Origin of the sequence: Streptomyces malaysiensis subsp. samsunensis (assembly GCF_024519315.1) — a bacterium.
GTDB classification, from domain to species: Bacteria; Actinomycetota; Actinomycetes; order Streptomycetales; family Streptomycetaceae; genus Streptomyces; species Streptomyces malaysiensis.
Map to the genome: position 1 here is coordinate 61654 of NZ_JANIIC010000034.1, position 15738 is coordinate 77391.

General features: G+C 69.2%; 11 protein-coding genes. 5 read left to right on the forward strand and 6 right to left on the reverse strand.

From position 1 onward, the window contains the following. Positions 1–46: 46 nt before the first annotated feature. Positions 47–3961, forward strand: a complete 3915-nt coding sequence (locus tag NQU54_RS26825; protein ID WP_069865234.1) for a DNA-directed RNA polymerase subunit beta' — start codon at positions 47–49, stop codon at positions 3959–3961. An 83-nt stretch (positions 3962–4044) separates the two neighbouring features. Here the strand turns inward: NQU54_RS26825 and NQU54_RS26830 are convergent, their stop codons facing one another. From NQU54_RS26830 to NQU54_RS26855, 6 genes are all read right to left on the reverse strand, one after another. Continuing rightward, positions 4045–4998, reverse strand: a complete 954-nt coding sequence (locus NQU54_RS26830) for a M48 family metalloprotease (protein ID WP_257633353.1) — start codon at positions 4996–4998, stop codon at positions 4045–4047. Positions 4999–5279: 281 nt separating this feature from the next. Next, on the reverse strand, positions 5280–5798 hold the full coding sequence (locus NQU54_RS26835) for a Pycsar system effector family protein (protein WP_257633354.1): 519 nt from the start codon (positions 5796–5798) through the stop codon (positions 5280–5282). Then, positions 5795–6973: a PE-PGRS family protein gene (locus tag NQU54_RS26840; protein ID WP_257633355.1), complete on the reverse strand. Its 1179-nt coding sequence runs from the start codon at positions 6971–6973 to the stop codon at positions 5795–5797. The genes NQU54_RS26835 and NQU54_RS26840 overlap by 4 nt, the downstream gene beginning before the upstream one ends. A gap of 31 nt (positions 6974–7004) precedes the next feature. After that, entirely contained in the window at positions 7005–9125 is a 2121-nt protein-coding gene (locus tag NQU54_RS26845) for a hypothetical protein (protein ID WP_257633356.1), read from the reverse strand. Continuing rightward, entirely contained in the window at positions 9122–9937 is an 816-nt protein-coding gene (locus tag NQU54_RS26850; protein WP_257633357.1) for a hypothetical protein, read from the reverse strand. The genes NQU54_RS26845 and NQU54_RS26850 overlap by 4 nt, the downstream gene beginning before the upstream one ends. A 260-nt stretch (positions 9938–10197) precedes the next feature. Next, positions 10198–10920 carry a Crp/Fnr family transcriptional regulator gene (locus NQU54_RS26855; protein WP_257633358.1) on the reverse strand — a complete coding sequence of 241 codons (723 nt, stop codon included), beginning with the start codon at positions 10918–10920 and terminating at the stop codon, positions 10198–10200. Between the two features lie 391 nt (positions 10921–11311). Between NQU54_RS26855 and rpsL the strand changes: the two genes are divergently transcribed. From rpsL to tuf, 4 genes are all read left to right on the forward strand, one after another. Beyond that, positions 11312–11683: a 30S ribosomal protein S12 gene (gene rpsL, locus NQU54_RS26860; RefSeq protein WP_014054153.1), complete on the forward strand. Its 372-nt coding sequence runs from the start codon at positions 11312–11314 to the stop codon at positions 11681–11683. Between the two features lie 2 nt (positions 11684–11685). Continuing rightward, positions 11686–12156 carry a 30S ribosomal protein S7 gene (gene rpsG, locus NQU54_RS26865; protein WP_137979061.1) on the forward strand — a complete coding sequence of 157 codons (471 nt, stop codon included), beginning with the start codon at positions 11686–11688 and terminating at the stop codon, positions 12154–12156. A gap of 38 nt (positions 12157–12194) precedes the next feature. Then, positions 12195–14315 carry an elongation factor G gene (fusA, locus tag NQU54_RS26870; RefSeq protein WP_069865220.1) on the forward strand — a complete coding sequence of 707 codons (2121 nt, stop codon included), beginning with the start codon at positions 12195–12197 and terminating at the stop codon, positions 14313–14315. 226 nt (positions 14316–14541) lie between these two features. Next, entirely contained in the window at positions 14542–15735 is a 1194-nt protein-coding gene (tuf, locus tag NQU54_RS26875; RefSeq protein ID WP_069865218.1) for an elongation factor Tu, read from the forward strand. Positions 15736–15738 lie beyond the last annotated feature (3 nt).

The window sequence follows — 15738 nt, forward strand, 5'->3', positions numbered from 1 at the left end:
CCAGTCAGACCCGAAGACACGACCCTGAAAGAGGGATTGACGACAAGTGCTCGACGTCAACTTCTTCGACGAGCTGCGGATCGGCCTCGCCACCGCTGATGACATCCGTCAGTGGTCCCACGGTGAGGTCAAGAAGCCGGAAACCATCAACTACCGCACCCTCAAGCCCGAAAAGGACGGACTCTTCTGCGAGAAGATCTTCGGTCCGACCCGGGACTGGGAGTGCTACTGCGGGAAGTACAAGCGCGTCCGTTTCAAGGGCATCATCTGTGAGCGCTGCGGTGTCGAGGTCACCCGCGCCAAGGTGCGCCGTGAGCGGATGGGCCACATCGAGCTGGCCGCTCCCGTCACCCACATCTGGTACTTCAAGGGCGTGCCCAGCCGTCTGGGCTACCTGCTCGACCTCGCCCCGAAGGACCTCGAGAAGGTCATCTACTTCGCCGCCTACATGATCACGTGGGTGGACGAGGAGCGCCGTACGCGCGATCTGCCCTCACTGGAGGCCCATGTCTCCGTCGAGCGTCAGCAGATCGAGCAGCGCCGCGACGCCGATCTGGAGGCCCGCGCCAAGAAGCTGGAGGCGGACCTCGCCGAGCTCGAGGCCGAGGGCGCCAAGGCCGATGTGCGCCGTAAGGTGCGCGAGGGCGCCGAGCGCGAGATGAAGCAGCTGCGCGACCGTGCCCAGCGCGAGATCGACCGTCTCGACGAGGTGTGGAACCGCTTCAAGAACCTCAAGGTCCAGGACCTGGAGGGCGACGAGCTGCTCTACCGCGAGCTGCGTGACCGCTTCGGCACGTACTTCATGGGCGGCATGGGCGCGGCCGCGCTCCAGAAGCGCCTGGAGTCCTTCGACCTCGACGAGGAGGCCGAGAAGCTCCGCGAGATCATCCGGACCGGCAAGGGCCAGAAGAAGACCCGTGCGCTCAAGCGCCTCAAGGTCGTCTCCGCCTTCCTCCAGACCCGCAACAGCCCCAACGGCATGGTGCTGGACTGCATCCCGGTGATCCCGCCGGACCTGCGTCCGATGGTGCAGCTGGACGGTGGCCGCTTCGCGACCTCCGACCTGAACGACCTGTACCGCCGTGTGATCAACCGGAACAACCGCCTCAAGCGTCTGCTCGACCTCGGTGCCCCCGAGATCATCGTGAACAACGAGAAGCGGATGCTCCAGGAGGCCGTCGACGCGCTGTTCGACAACGGCCGCCGCGGCCGCCCGGTCACCGGTCCCGGTAACCGTCCGCTGAAGTCCCTCAGCGACATGCTGAAGGGCAAGCAGGGCCGGTTCCGTCAGAACCTGCTCGGTAAGCGAGTCGACTACTCGGCCCGTTCGGTCATCGTCGTCGGCCCGCAGCTCAAGCTGCACCAGTGCGGTCTGCCCAAGGCCATGGCGCTGGAGCTCTTCAAGCCGTTCGTGATGAAGCGCCTGGTGGACCTGAACCACGCGCAGAACATCAAGTCGGCCAAGCGCATGGTCGAGCGCGGCCGCACGGTCGTGTACGACGTGCTCGAAGAGGTCATCGCCGAGCACCCGGTGCTGCTGAACCGTGCGCCGACCCTGCACCGCCTCGGTATCCAGGCGTTCGAGCCGCAGCTGGTCGAGGGCAAGGCCATTCAGATTCACCCGCTCGTCTGCACCGCGTTCAACGCGGACTTCGACGGTGACCAGATGGCCGTGCACCTGCCGCTGTCCGCGGAGGCGCAGGCCGAGGCCCGCATCCTGATGCTGTCCTCGAACAACATCCTCAAGCCGGCCGACGGCCGTCCGGTGACCATGCCGACCCAGGACATGGTGCTGGGCCTGTTCTTCCTCACCACCGACGAGGAGGAGCGCGAGGTCGTCGGCGAGGGCCGTTCCTTCGGCTCCACCGCCGAGGCGATCATGGCGTTCGACGCCCGGGAGCTCTCGCTCCAGGCGAAGATCGACATCCGCTTCCCGATCGGTACGGTTCCGCCCCGTGGCTGGACCCCGCCGGTGGCCGAGGAGGGGGACGACGGCGTCGGCGGCGGTGTCTGGCAGCCCGGTGACAGCTTCCGGCTGCGCACCACGCTGGGCCGCGCGCTCTTCAACGAGCTGCTGCCCGAGGACTACCCGTTCGTCGACTACTCGGTGGGCAAGAAGCAGCTCTCCGAGATCGTCAACGACCTCGCCGAGCGCTACCCCAAGGTCATCGTCGCGGCGACGCTGGACAACCTGAAGGCGGCCGGTTTCCACTGGGCCACCCGCTCCGGTGTCACCGTCGCCATCTCCGACGTGGTCGTGCCCGAGGCCAAGAAGGCCATCATCACGGGCTACGAGGCGCAGGACGAGAAGGTCCAGAAGCAGTACGAGCGCGGTCTGATCACCAAGGACGAGCGCACCCAGGAGCTGATCGCGATCTGGACCAAGGCGACCAACGAGGTCGCCGAGGCGATGAACGCGAACTTCCCGAAGACCAACCCGATCTTCATGATGGTCAACTCGGGCGCGCGCGGAAACATGATGCAGATGCGTCAGATCGCCGGTATGCGTGGTCTGGTGTCCAACGCGAAGAACGAGACCATCCCGCGGCCCATCAAGGCGTCGTTCCGTGAGGGTCTCTCCGTGCTGGAGTACTTCATCTCCACCCACGGTGCCCGTAAGGGTCTCGCCGACACCGCCCTGCGTACCGCCGACTCGGGTTACCTGACCCGTCGTCTGGTGGACGTCTCCCAGGACGTGATCATTCGCGAGGAGGACTGCGGCACCGACCGCGGCCTGAAGCTCGCGATCGCGTCCAGGGGCGCGGACGGTGTGCTGCGCAAGACGGAGGACGTCGAGACCAGCGTGTACGCGCGCTGCCTCGCCGAGGACATCGTCGTGGACGGGAAGGTCCTGGCCCCGGCCGGTACCGACCTGGGCGATGTGCTCATCGACGAGCTGGTCCGCCACGGCGTGGAGACGGTCAAGACCCGTTCGGTGCTCACCTGCGAGTCCGCCGTCGGCACCTGCGCCATGTGCTACGGCCGCTCGCTGGCGACCGGCAAGCTGGTGGACATCGGCGAGGCGGTCGGCATCATCGCCGCCCAGTCCATCGGTGAGCCCGGCACCCAGCTGACGATGCGTACCTTCCACACCGGTGGTGTGGCCGGTGACGACATCACCCAGGGTCTGCCGCGTGTCGTCGAGCTCTTCGAGGCCCGTACGCCCAAGGGTGTCGCCCCGATCTCGGAGGCGGCCGGCCGCGTCCGGATCGAGGAGACCGAGAAGACCAAGAAGCTCGTCGTCACCCCGGACGACGGCTCCGACGAGACGTCCTACGGCGTCTCCAAGCGAGCCCGTCTGCTGGTGGGCGAGGGCGACCACGTCGAGGTCGGCGAGCCGCTGACCGTGGGTGCCGTCAACCCGCACGACGTGCTGCGCATCCTCGGCCAGCGCGCCGTCCAGGTGCACCTGGTGGGCGAGGTGCAGAAGGTCTACAACTCGCAGGGTGTGTCGATCCACGACAAGCACATCGAGATCATCATCCGGCAGATGCTGCGCCGGGTGACGATCATCGAGTCCGGCGACGCCGAGCTGCTGCCGGGCGAGCTCGTGGAGCGCTCGCGCTTCGAGGGTGAGAACCGTCGTGTGGTCCAGGAAGGCGGCCACCCGGCCTCCGGCCGTCCGCAGCTGATGGGTATCACCAAGGCATCGCTGGCGACCGAGTCCTGGCTGTCGGCGGCGTCCTTCCAGGAGACGACCCGGGTGCTCACCGACGCGGCGATCAACGCCAAGTCGGACTCCCTGATCGGCCTCAAGGAGAACGTGATCATCGGTAAGCTCATCCCGGCCGGTACGGGCCTGTCCCGCTACCGCAACATCCGGGTCGAGCCGACCGAGGAGGCGAAGGCCGCGATGTACTCGGCCGTCGGTTACGACGACATCGACTACTCGCCCTTCGGCACGGGCTCCGGCCAGGCGGTTCCGCTGGAGGACTACGACTACGGTCCGTACAACCAGTAAGTCCCGATCCGCTCGCAGGGCGGTCACCCCCTCGGCGGGGTGGCCGCCCTGCGGCGTTTCCGGCCCCGGCCTTTCCGGGCGGCTCAGCCGGGGGGTTGGGGGTGCGGGCGCGGCTGGAGGTAGGGGGCCAGATGGTGCAGCCGGGTGTGGTGGTCGGGGTGGGAGGAGAGCAGCCGGGCGAGCGGGCTCTGCCTGGGCAGCGGCCGGCCCGCGGCCGCCGCGGCCGCCTTGCCCTGCTCCTGCGCCGTATGCATCCGCCACAGCACCTCGGCCAGCATCGGCGCGAAGTCCAGCGCCGCGGCCTGCCGGTCGGCGTGCAGCTCCGCCCGCCGGCTCACGGCGGCCATCAGATACGGGATGAGGGGCAGCAGCAGCGGCAGCCCGTACAGCGCGCTGACCGTCATGAAGGCCAGGAATCCGAAGAAGGCCAGGACGACGAGGCCGCCGAGGCAGGAGAAGGCGCTGGACACCCGGAAGATGACGTACGCCATGAGCTGCATGACCCGCCAGGCGATACGGCCGGGAAGCGCGTACCAGTAGCCGAGCAGGCCCGACCAGCTGTGCCCGCCGACATGGTGGCCCAGCTCATGCGCCAGCACGGCGGCGAGCTGCCCGGAGGGCAGCTGCTCCAGCGCGAAGCGGGTGACACCGACGATGTGCCCGGCCGCCGCCACGGCGTTCAGCTCATCGCTGTCCTCGACCCACAGCTCGTAGGTGTGCTGCTCGATACCCGCCCGGGTGAGCACCTCCCGCCACACCGGGGCGAGCCTGGCCAGCTCCTGATGGGTGGGCGGACGCAGCTTGAGGACGTACCGGGCGAGGGCGCGCTCGGTGGGGCGGTGGACGACCAGCGCGCCGCCGGCCAGCCAGGCGAGCACCAGCAGCAGACCGGGGGCGCCGAAGAACAGCGAGACCAGCCCGACCACCAGCAGGCTGCCGAGGAAGTTCGGCACATGGAGCAGCAGGCCGCCGATCGCGGTGGCGTCGGCACCGCGCTGGTACTCGGATATGTGGCTGCGGCGCTGCGTGAACCGCATCTCATGAGGGTGCGCGGGTGCGGGTGGCGGCTGGGGCGGCTGGGGCGGCTGGGGCGGGTGCGCCGGTTGTGGCTGTGCTTGTGGGTACGGGGGCGCGGGGTACGGGGGCGCTGGGTACGTGGGCGGCGGCGTCGGTGTGTGCGGGTAGGCGGGCGGGGGCGGGTCCGGGTACCGGGGTGCCTGTGGGTAGGCGGGCGGAGGGGTGTGCGGGTACTGCGGTGTCTGCGGGTACCGCGGCTCTGATGGTTCGGTCATCGCGTTTCCTCAGGAAGAAGTGAGCGTCAGCCCGCCAGGACCGCCCCGGGGAGCAGCACGGCGCCGCAGCAGAAGGCGATCAGTCCGGTGCGGATCCACTGGTGCTTGACCGTGGCGATACGGCTGGTCTCGGTCAGTGCGGCCAGCAGCCCCGAGACCGGGGCGCGGGCGGTGTCGTCGAGTGCGGTCGCCAGACGGCCGAGCCGGGCGGCGCGCTGGATGTCGCTGAAGTAGGCGAGCGGCCGCCCCGGCGCCCAGGCGGTGCCGCCATAGCGCGGCAATACGGTCATGAGCAGGGCGAACAGGGCCAGTGCGAGGGCGAGTATCCCGGTCCACCAGGCGAGGGAGCCGACGGCGGAGAGATCGCCGGGTGCCCAGGCGCTGTTGGCGAGCAGACCGGTGATGATCCCGGCCGTCATGCCGAGCACCGCGACCAGCACGGCCGCCTTGCCGTCGGCGCGGGCGATCTCGGCCCGCAGATCGCCCAGCAGCCGCTCGGCGGCCTCGACGTCCGTGGGCCCGGGAGCGCCGTCGCCGGAGGTCATCGGGGGTACTCCGCCCCGTCGGCCGGTTCGGCCGGTTCGGCCGGGGCCGGGGGCGCCTCCGGTGGCGCGGCCGGGGCCGGGGGCGGCGACTTCTCCGGGGGCGTAGCCGGGGCCGGAGGCATGGGCGGCACCGGCGGCACCGGCGGGCCCGGAGGCGGCAGCGCGGCGCCCTCTTCCCCCGGCGGCGGACCGTACGCCGGGGGCTCGGCCACCCCGGGGAGCCGCTGGTTGAGGATGTCGTTGACCACCTGGAGCGCGAGCCGCCGGGGCTCCTCCTTCTGGTAGTCCTCGACGCCCTCTCCCTTGAGGAGTTCGGTGGCCACCCCCAGCTGGCTCTTGATCAGCGCGAGCTGGTCCGACCGCATGCTCTCCATCACCAGCCGGGAGTCCTCCGGATGCTGCGCCAGATGGAGCGCCCAGGCGGCGACGCCGCCGTGCTGGAGGTGGTACTGGTAGAAGTTGATCTTCGCCGCGTTCAGCTCCTGCTCCTGCTGGGTCCGCAGGACCTCCAGTTGGTGCTGCTGGTGCTGCCGCCGCAGCTCCAGCTCATGCTGCGGGTCCAGGACCTCGCCCGCGTAGCGGATCTCGCGCAGCTGCTTGCGGTGGGCGATCGCCGCTTCGTCCGGCCGGAGCCGCACCACACAGGTGGTGTCCAGGCCGACGTTCGTCGCGAAGGCACCGCTGTCGACGGCGCGCTGTACGGCCTGTTCGGCCCAGGCGCTGTCCTCGATGGCGAAGCCGCGGCTGACCGGGCGGGCGAGGTGCTGGAACTCCCGGTTCAGCCGGGTCGGCACATCGCGTTCGCCGCTGGCCACGAAGCGCGCGGGATCGGCGACCCGCCAGGTGAGCTCGGCGGTGACCCCGAAGGAGAACGCGTCGTCGTCACTGGGGAGTTCGAGGTCGAGCGCGACGGGGTGGGTGCCCATGTCCACCTCGTACACGGCGGTGTAGCGGCGGCTCGCGGCGTCGGAGCGGCTCGGCCGCTGCGGTGGCAGATAGGTGTCGTACGCGCCCCTGGCCGTGACGAAGACGAGCGCGTGATCGATCGCGACCACCGGCCGGCGGGCCATGTATTCGAACCGCGCCATCGGACGGACGGCCAGCACGGGGTCGATCAGATGGGTGTGTCGGTCGGCTTGTTGCTGCCATTCGGGCTGACGGCGGAAGTCCGCCATGAGGTCAACTCCTCGGGTGAATCAGGGCGGGTCAACGGGACGGGAGGGCGGACAGCAGCCGGGCCGCGGCCTCGGGCGGCGGCCCGCCGTGTTCGCCGGGCAGGGTGCGCAGCAGATGGCTGAGGCGGGCGGCGTCCTGCGCGGTGACGGCCAGGGCCGGGAGCAGCGCGGTGAGGGCTTCCTCGGCGGACGGGTGCCGATCGGCCTCGTACACCCATGAGCGCAGCGCGTTGAGCGCGGCCTTGGTGTGCTCGGGGTCGGCGAGCGCGGCGCGCCACGGTCCGGCGAGCGCGCCGATGCCGGACGGGGTCCGGTCCTCGTCCTCGGCGAACCACGCCAGCAGCCCGTCCTCCTGGGCCTCGCACGCGGTCAGGAAGGCGGAGAGAACGAGGGCGCGCACCGGCGGGGCGTCCTCCAGGAAGCCGCCCAGCTCGGTGAGCGTGGCCCTGCGGTCGCCCGCGGACAGCAGCAGCGCCGTGGACTGGATGAAATGGTTCCGTTCGCGTTCGTCGCTCCCGCCGAGGCGGATACGGGCGGCGATCGTCTCCAGGGCCTGTCCGGTCTGCTCCGGGCGCAGCGGTACGAGCAGCGCATAGGCTCGCACCGCCGTCCAGCGGCGGGCGGGATGGTCGTCCAGACACCACTGGCTGAGGATGCGGGGGACCGCGGGCGCGCCCAGCAGATGGCTGAGGGTCAGGGTGTTGGCCGCGATCAGCCGGGGCGCGTAGCCACGGGCGGTGGCCCAGCCGTCGATGAGCAGGGCCATGGCCGACGGCAGGTCGGCGGCGGTGAGCATCGCGGCGGTGGCGGCGGCCCGGGTGCGCACCACGGGGCGGCCGTCCCGGGCCAGCCGCTGGATCCAGCGGATCAGCGCCGGACGCGCGGACGGATGGCCGGTCCACACCTCCTCCAGCAGGGTGCGGGCGATGCGGTCGTCCTGGAACCGGGCCACGAACTGGGGCACCTGGCCCCATTCGGTGCTCTCGTACTCCTCGTAGCCGCAGGCGCGGGCGAGTCGCAGCCGGTCGGCGATGGCCGGGCCGAAGACCGGGATCTCCGGCGTCCGCGCGGGGTCCTCGGTCTCCTGGAGCAGCACATAGAGCTGGTCGGCGAGTTCGGCGGCCAGCGGGTACGGGGCCTGGTCGAAGACCGCGAGCGATATCAGGAAGGACTTGTCGCGCAGGGACAGCTGCTCGTTCCCGAACCACTGCCGGACCTGCTCCTCCACACTGGCGCGGCTGAAGGCGGCCAGCTCCTCCAGGCTGCCGGACCCCCTGTCGTACGCGGCGACCTCCTCGGCGAAGCCGCGCACCTCCCACAGCTGATGGGCGTGGGCGAGGAAGTCGCGCACCGGGCTGAGGCCCAGCAGCCGCTCGACGGCGGACCCTTCGCCCACGTGATGGCGGAGATGGGCGCGCAGCACGGCCGCGGCGGAGGGCGGCTCCCAGGGGACGGGGGTGATGCCGGTGAGGGCGGCGGTGGATTCAAGGGTGATCACCATGTGGCCGTTCCGCTTGCGGAGCTCGTCCTGGACGGCCAGCAGATGGTTGTACTTCAACGGCTTGCCCCGGCTCAGGGCCAGGTCGCACAGCACATGGCCGGGGGCGTCGCCCAGCTGGTCGCGGAGGGCGGCGGGCGGCGTCTCGGCGTCGAGCGCGCGAACGGTGGTGATGCCCAGGCGGTGCAGCAGCATCAGCGCGGCGGCGCGGCGGCCGGTGGAGTGGGCACCGGTCAGGACGACGATCCGCTCGCCGCGGAGGCGGTCCAGGGCCGTGGCGAAGGGGCCGCTCTCCTCGAAGACCGCGGCGAGTCCCTCGACCTCCTCGGCGGGGATCTCACCGGAGGCGTGCGCGGGCCCCGCCGAGCCGTAGTAGTGGTGGCTCTCGGTCTTGCCGCCCATGAACACATCGCCGTCGACCCGGCCGCCGGACACCCCGTGCTGGCTGCCGCCGACCAGCGAACCGCCGAAGGACGCCGACGCCTTGAACATGAACTCCGGGGCGTGGTCGTACAGTTCGCGGCGGGCGGCACGGGCCTCCTGGGGCCGCTCCTCGGGCTCGGCCGCCACCGCCGAGAGGTCCGGTGGCGCGACGGGTTCGGACGCGGCCGGTTCCCCGGTGCGCTCCGGTGCCGGGGCCTCGGCCGCGCTCATCGCGTACCGCCCTGGTCCGTGCCGCCGAGGTGCACATCGCCGTGGACCGTGCCGCCGGATACGCCGTGCTGGTCGCCCGCGACGAGGCTGCCGCCGAAGGAGGGGGTGCCTCCGGAGAAGTGGAAGGTGGCGCCGGGCCCCTGGGACGCCGGGCCCGCGGCCGGTGCCTGAGCGGCGGGCGCCGCCGCGTCCTGGCCCGGGGCCGGATCGGCAGCAGGGGCGGCGTCCGGCGGGGCCGTCTTCGGCAGCGGCCCGTGCAGCCATGCGCCCAGCGGGCCGTTCTTGCTCTCCAGGGTGACCGGGTGGAACTCCTCCGGGGCGATCCCGGGGTGCCCGTGCCGGACGATGCCCTGGTGGATGGATTCGGAGACACAGAGCGCGAAGTCGTCCGTCCGCTCGCGCAGCGCGGCGCGCAGCAGCTTCGCGTCCAGCAGCCGGCAGGCGTGGTTGAGGTCGGAGCCGACCCAGCCGCCCTGGCCGTCGATGGCCACGAACCCGGTGGCCAGCACCGACCTCAGCCGGATCTGGGCGCTGCTGGACGCCATCCGGTTGACGGTGCGCAGCTGTGCCGGGGCCTCGGTGAGCAGGGACCGCAGCAGCGCGATGGGCGAGGCGTCCGCGTCGATGAGCTCCATGACGGAGTCGCCGCGGTCGGCCCGGAGCCGCTTGGTCTCCTCGACACCGGCCGCCGCCAGGGTGCGGTCGGCGATGTCGTAGAGCATGCGCCGCAGATATGCCTGCTCCACGTCATCGCGGTCGCTGTACCGCTCGATGTCGAAGAGCAGGATCGTTCGGTTGACGGGATGGGTCATGATCGCCTCCACTCGGTCGCCTGGTCCGACGGCAGCGTCGCGCGGTCGGCGAGGTGGGGGTGAGGGCGGATGACGCAGTCGGACTGTGACCGCGTACACACAACGCGTCCGCGAGAGGCTCTGAGCAGCGGACGGGCCCGAGCGAGCCAGCCGGAGCGAGCCAGCCGGAGTGGGCCAGCCGGAGTGGGCCAGCCGGAGTGGGCCAGCCGGAGTGGGCCAGCCCGAGCGAGTCGGCCCGAGCGAGTCGGCCCGAGCGCGGCTCAGTCCGAGCGGGCGACCTTCCGCAGGATGTCCGGCCGGAGGATCACCAGGGCCTTGCGCCCGGTCATCACGACCTGGCGCTCCCGCAGTTCCTTGAGGAGCCGCTGCACCATTTCGCGGGAGGCCCCGATGGACCCCGCGAGCTCCTGCTTGCTGAGCGGTACGGCCAGCTCGATGCCCTTGTCGGTACGTCGGCCATGCGACCTGGCGAGGTCGAGGAGCAGGACCGCGAAGCGCTCGCGCACGGTCAGCGAGGCGAAGTCGAGGCGGCGGCGGTCGGCGGCGCGCATCCGGTCGCTGGTCAGGGTGAGCAAGGTCAGCGAGGCTTCCGGGGAGTGCTCAAGGAAGAGCCGGAAGCGCTCGTGCTCGACCGCCACGGCCTCGACGCGCTCCAGGGCGGTGACCGTCGCCGAGCGCGGACGGCCGGTGAGGGCGGATGACTCGCCGATGATGTCGCCGGGGCCGCGCAGGGCGAGCAGCGCCTCGTAGCCGTTGGCGGCGGAGGCGGTGACCTTGGTCCAGCCGTGCAGGATCAGCAGGATGTGGGACGAGGGCTCGTTCTGGTGGATGATCGACGCCCGGGGCGTGAAGTCGAGTACCCTGCCCAGGGCGAGCAGTGCGGAGCGCTCTTCGCGCTCCAGCCGTGCTAAGAAGGGCACGCGGTCGTCGAGCCCACTGTCCTCGGGAATTCCCGTCCGGGCCGTGCTCCCGCTGCGTGTCATGATCCGGCTCCCCCCAAAGTGTCATGAATAGATCAACGTACCGAATTCACTCCCTATACAGGGAGTGACCCGCCTTGGTTCACTCGATCCGAGGGCGATCGCGCGGCGGATAAATCCGGCGTGTCGGGGCCCTCTGCATTTGTTTTGACCGAAGTCGGTGAGGTAGGTACGCTCAGACCTTGTGCCTGGGGTGTGCCCGGGTCCTTGCGTGTGCGCCCCCGGCCTACGGCGGGGAGGTGCCCCAGCATGCGAGGGGCCGAGGTGTCGACACCAACAATCTGCACTCTCTGACTTTCGCAGAGGGCTGCGATGCGCGACACACCCGACCGCGTGGGTCGGAGAAACCCCAGGTTAGCTTTACCGAGACTGGCACACAGAAACCGGAGAAACGGTGCCTACGATCCAGCAGCTGGTCCGCAAGGGCCGCCAGGACAAGGTCGAGAAGAACAAGACCCCCGCCCTCGCGGGGTCGCCGCAGCGCCGTGGTACATGCACCCGCGTGTTCACCACGACGCCGAAGAAGCCGAACTCGGCGCTCCGCAAGGTCGCGCGTGTCCGGCTGAGCAGTGGGATCGAGGTCACCGCCTACGTCCCGGGTGAGGGGCACAACCTCCAGGAGCACTCCATCGTGCTCGTGCGTGGCGGTCGTGTGAAGGACCTGCCGGGTGTTCGTTACAAGATCATCCGCGGCTCCCTCGACACGCAGGGCGTCAAGAACCGCAAGCAGGCTCGCAGCCGCTACGGCGCCAAGAAGGAGAAGTAAGAATGCCTCGTAAGGGCCCTGCCCCGAAGCGCCCGGTCATCATCGACCCGGTCTACAACTCTCCTCTGGTGACCTCCCTCATCAACAAGGTGCTGCTGAACGGCAAGCGCTCCACCGCCGAGCGCATCGTCTACGGCGCCATGGAAGGTCTGCGGGACAAGACCGGCAACGACCCGGTCATCACCCTCAAGCGCGCGCTGGAGAACGTGAAGCCGACCCTCGAGGTCCGCTCCCGTCGTGTCGGTGGCGCCACCTACCAGGTGCCGGTCGAGGTCCGTCCCGGCCGCTCCTCCACCCTCGCCCTGCGCTGGCTGGTGGGCTACTCGCGCGCGCGTCGTGAGAAGACCATGACCGAGCGGCTCATGAACGAGCTGCTGGACGCCAGCAATGGTCTGGGTGCCTCCGTCAAGCGGCGTGAGGACACCCACAAGATGGCCGAGTCCAACAAGGCCTTCGCGCACTACCGCTGGTAGTCGCTACCCCATCGAGAACCGAGAGAAGACTGAGCCATATGGCCACCACTTCACTTGACCTGGCCAAGGTCCGCAACATTGGGATCATGGCCCACATCGACGCGGGCAAGACGACCACCACCGAGCGGATCCTGTTCTACACCGGCGTGAGCTACAAGATCGGTGAAGTTCACGACGGCGCTGCCACCATGGACTGGATGGAGCAGGAGCAGGAGCGCGGCATCACGATCACGTCGGCCGCGACGACTTGTCACTGGCCGCTTGAGAACGTCGATCACACCATCAACATCATCGACACCCCGGGCCACGTCGACTTCACCGTCGAGGTGGAGCGTTCACTGCGCGTACTCGACGGTGCCGTGACCGTGTTCGATGGCGTCGCCGGTGTGGAGCCGCAGTCCGAGACGGTGTGGCGTCAGGCGGACCGCTACGGCGTTCCGCGCATCTGCTTCGTGAACAAGCTCGACCGTACGGGTGCCGAGTTCCACCGCTGCGTCGACATGATCACGGACCGGCTGGGTGCCCAGCCGCTGGTCATGCAGCTGCCGATCGGCACCGAGGCCGACTTCAAGGGCGTGGTCGACCTCGTCCGGATGCAGGCGCTGGTCTGGTCCGCCGAGGCGACCAAGGGCGAGATGTACGACACCGTCGACATCCCGGAGACCCACAAGGAAGCCGCCGACGAGTGGCGCGGCAAGCTGCTCGAGGCCGTCGCCGAGAACGACGAAGAGATGATGGAGCTGTACCTGGAGGGCGAGGAGCCCTCCGAGGAGCAGCTGTACGCGGCGATCCGCCGTATCACCATCGCCTCCGGCAAGGGTGGCGGCATCACCATCACCCCCGTGTTCTGCGGCACCGCCTTCAAGAACAAGGGCGTTCAGCCCCTGCTCGACGCGGTTGTGCGGTACCTGCCCTCGCCGCTCGACATCGAGGCGATCGAGGGCCACTCGGTCAAGGACCCCGACGAGGTCGTCAAGCGCAAGCCGTCCGAGGACGAGCCGCTGTCGGCCCTGGCGTTCAAGATCGCGAGCGACCCGCACCTGGGCAAGCTCACCTTCATCCGTGTGTACTCCGGCCGCATGGACGCCGGCACCCAGGTGCTGAACTCCGTGAAGGGCAAGAAGGAGCGCATCGGCAAGATCTACCGGATGCACGCGAACAAGCGTGAGGAGATCGACTCGGTGGGTGCCGGCGACATCGTCGCCGTCATGGGTCTGAAGCAGACCACCACCGGTGAGACCCTCTCCGACGCGTCGAACCCGGTGATCCTGGAGTCGATGGACTTCCCGGCCCCGGTCATCGAGGTGGCCATCGAGCCCAAGTCCAAGGGCGACCAGGAGAAGCTGGCCGTCGCGATCCAGCGGCTTGCCGAGGAGGACCCGTCCTTCCGCGTCAAGACCGATGAGGAGACCGGCCAGACGATCATCTCCGGCATGGGCGAGCTCCACCTCGACGTGCTGGTCGACCGCATGCGCCGTGAGTTCAAGGTCGAGGCCAACGTCGGCAAGCCGCAGGTGGCCTACCGCGAGACGCTGCGCAAGCCGGTCGAGCGGTACGACTACACGCACAAGAAGCAGACTGGTGGTTCCGGCCAGTTCGCCAAGGTGCAGATCGCGCTGGAGCCGCTCGAGGGCGATGGCTACGAGTTCGAGAACAAGGTCACCGGTGGCCGTATCCCGCGGGAGTACATCCCGTCCGTGGACGCGGGCTGCCAGGAGGCCATGGAGTTCGGTGTGCTCGCGGGCTACCCGCTGACCGGTGTGAAGGTCACCCTGCTCGACGGTGGCTACCACGAGGTCGACTCGTCCGAGATGGCGTTCAAGATCGCCGGTTCGATGGCCTTCAAGGAGGCCGCCCGCAAGGCCAGCCCGGCCCTGCTCGAGCCGATGATGAAGGTCGAGGTCACCACACCCGAGGACTACATGGGTGATGTGATCGGCGACATCAACTCCCGTCGCGGGCAGATCCAGTCCATGGAGGACCGGAGCGGCGCCAAGCTGGTCACCGGCCTGGTTCCGCTGTCGGAGATGTTCGGCTACGTGGGCGACCTGCGCAGCAAGACGTCCGGCCGCGCCAGCTACTCCATGCAGTTCGACTCCTACGCCGAGGTTCCGCGGAACGTCGCCGAGGAGATCATCGCGAAGGCCAAGGGCGAGTAAGGCGGGTTCATCCGCATTCCTCACCCTTTAGGCTGGAAGCACAAGGCATCGGGGCATTCCGTCGTGGAGCGCGTTCACCGCGTTTCACGGCGGGTCCCGGGAGCCGGCCCCCCAGACGAATACGGCGAAGGGCATCCCCCTCGGGGTCCTGGCCGGTTCGGTAAGACCACCTGAACCCATCCGCAAAGCGTGGATGCGTACAGAACCACTCCACAGGAGGACCCCAGTGGCGAAGGCGAAGTTCGAGCGGACTAAGCCGCACGTCAACATCGGCACCATCGGTCACATCGACCACGGTAAGACCACGCTTACCGCTGCGATCACCAAGGTGCTGCACGACGCGTACCCGGACCTGAACGAGGCCTCGGCCTTCGACCAGATCGACAAGGCTCCTGAGGAGCGCCAGCGCGGTATCACCATCTCCATCGCGCACGTCGAGTACCAGACCGAGTCGCGTCACTACGCGCACGTCGACTGCCCCGGTCACGCGGACTACATCAAGAACATGATCACCGGTGCCGCGCAGATGGACGGCGCCATCCTCGTGGTCGCCGCCACCGACGGCCCGATGCCGCAGACCAAGGAGCACGTGCTTCTCGCTCGCCAGGTCGGCGTGCCGTACATCGTTGTCGCCCTGAACAAGGCCGACATGGTGGACGACGAGGAGATCCTGGAGCTCGTCGAGCTCGAGGTCCGTGAGCTGCTCTCCGAGTACGAGTTCCCGGGCGACGACGTCCCGGTCGTCAAGGTCTCGGCGCTGAAGGCGCTCGAGGGCGACGCCGAGTGGGGCAAGTCCGTCCTCGACCTGATGAAGGCCGTCGACGAGTCGATCCCGCAGCCGGAGCGCGACGTCGACAAGCCGTTCCTGATGCCGATCGAGGACGTCTTCACCATCACCGGCCGCGGTACGGTCGTCACCGGCCGTATCGAGCGCGGTGTGCTGAAGGTCAACGAGAACGTCGACATCATCGGCATCAAGCAGGAGAAGACCTCGACCACCGTCACCGGTATCGAGATGTTCCGCAAGCTGCTCGACGAGGGCCAGGCCGGTGAGAACGTCGGTCTGCTGCTCCGCGGCATCAAGCGCGAGGACGTCGAGCGCGGCCAGGTCATCATCAAGCCGGGTTCGGTCACCCCGCACACCGAGTTCGAGGCTCAGGCGTACATCCTGTCCAAGGACGAGGGTGGCCGTCACACGCCGTTCTTCAACAACTACCGTCCGCAGTTCTACTTCCGTACCACGGACGTGACGGGCGTTGTGACCCTCCCCGAGGGCACCGAGATGGTCATGCCGGGCGACAACACCGAGATGTCCGTCCAGCTGATCCAGCCGGTCGCCATGGAGGAGGGCCTGAAGTTCGCCATCCGTGAGGGTGGCCGGACCGTCGGCGCCGGCCAGGTCACCAAGATCGTCAAGTGACCT

What these genes read in the sequence shown, in the direction of transcription:
- NQU54_RS26835 (WP_257633354.1), bottom strand. Translation starts at nt 5,798, where the DNA reads ATGACCTCCGGCGACGGCGCTCCCGGGCCCACGGACGTCGAGGCCGCC.
- rpsG (WP_137979061.1), top strand. Translation starts at nt 11,686, where the DNA reads ATGCCTCGTAAGGGCCCTGCCCCGAAGCGCCCGGTCATCATCGACCCG.
- NQU54_RS26840 (WP_257633355.1), bottom strand. Translation starts at nt 6,973, where the DNA reads ATGGCGGACTTCCGCCGTCAGCCCGAATGGCAGCAACAAGCCGACCGA.
- NQU54_RS26855 (WP_257633358.1), bottom strand. Translation starts at nt 10,920, where the DNA reads ATGACACGCAGCGGGAGCACGGCCCGGACGGGAATTCCCGAGGACAGT.
- fusA (WP_069865220.1), top strand. Translation starts at nt 12,195, where the DNA reads ATGGCCACCACTTCACTTGACCTGGCCAAGGTCCGCAACATTGGGATC.
- NQU54_RS26845 (WP_257633356.1), bottom strand. Translation starts at nt 9,125, where the DNA reads ATGAGCGCGGCCGAGGCCCCGGCACCGGAGCGCACCGGGGAACCGGCC.
- NQU54_RS26850 (WP_257633357.1), bottom strand. Translation starts at nt 9,937, where the DNA reads ATGACCCATCCCGTCAACCGAACGATCCTGCTCTTCGACATCGAGCGG.
- NQU54_RS26830 (WP_257633353.1), bottom strand. Translation starts at nt 4,998, where the DNA reads ATGCGGTTCACGCAGCGCCGCAGCCACATATCCGAGTACCAGCGCGGT.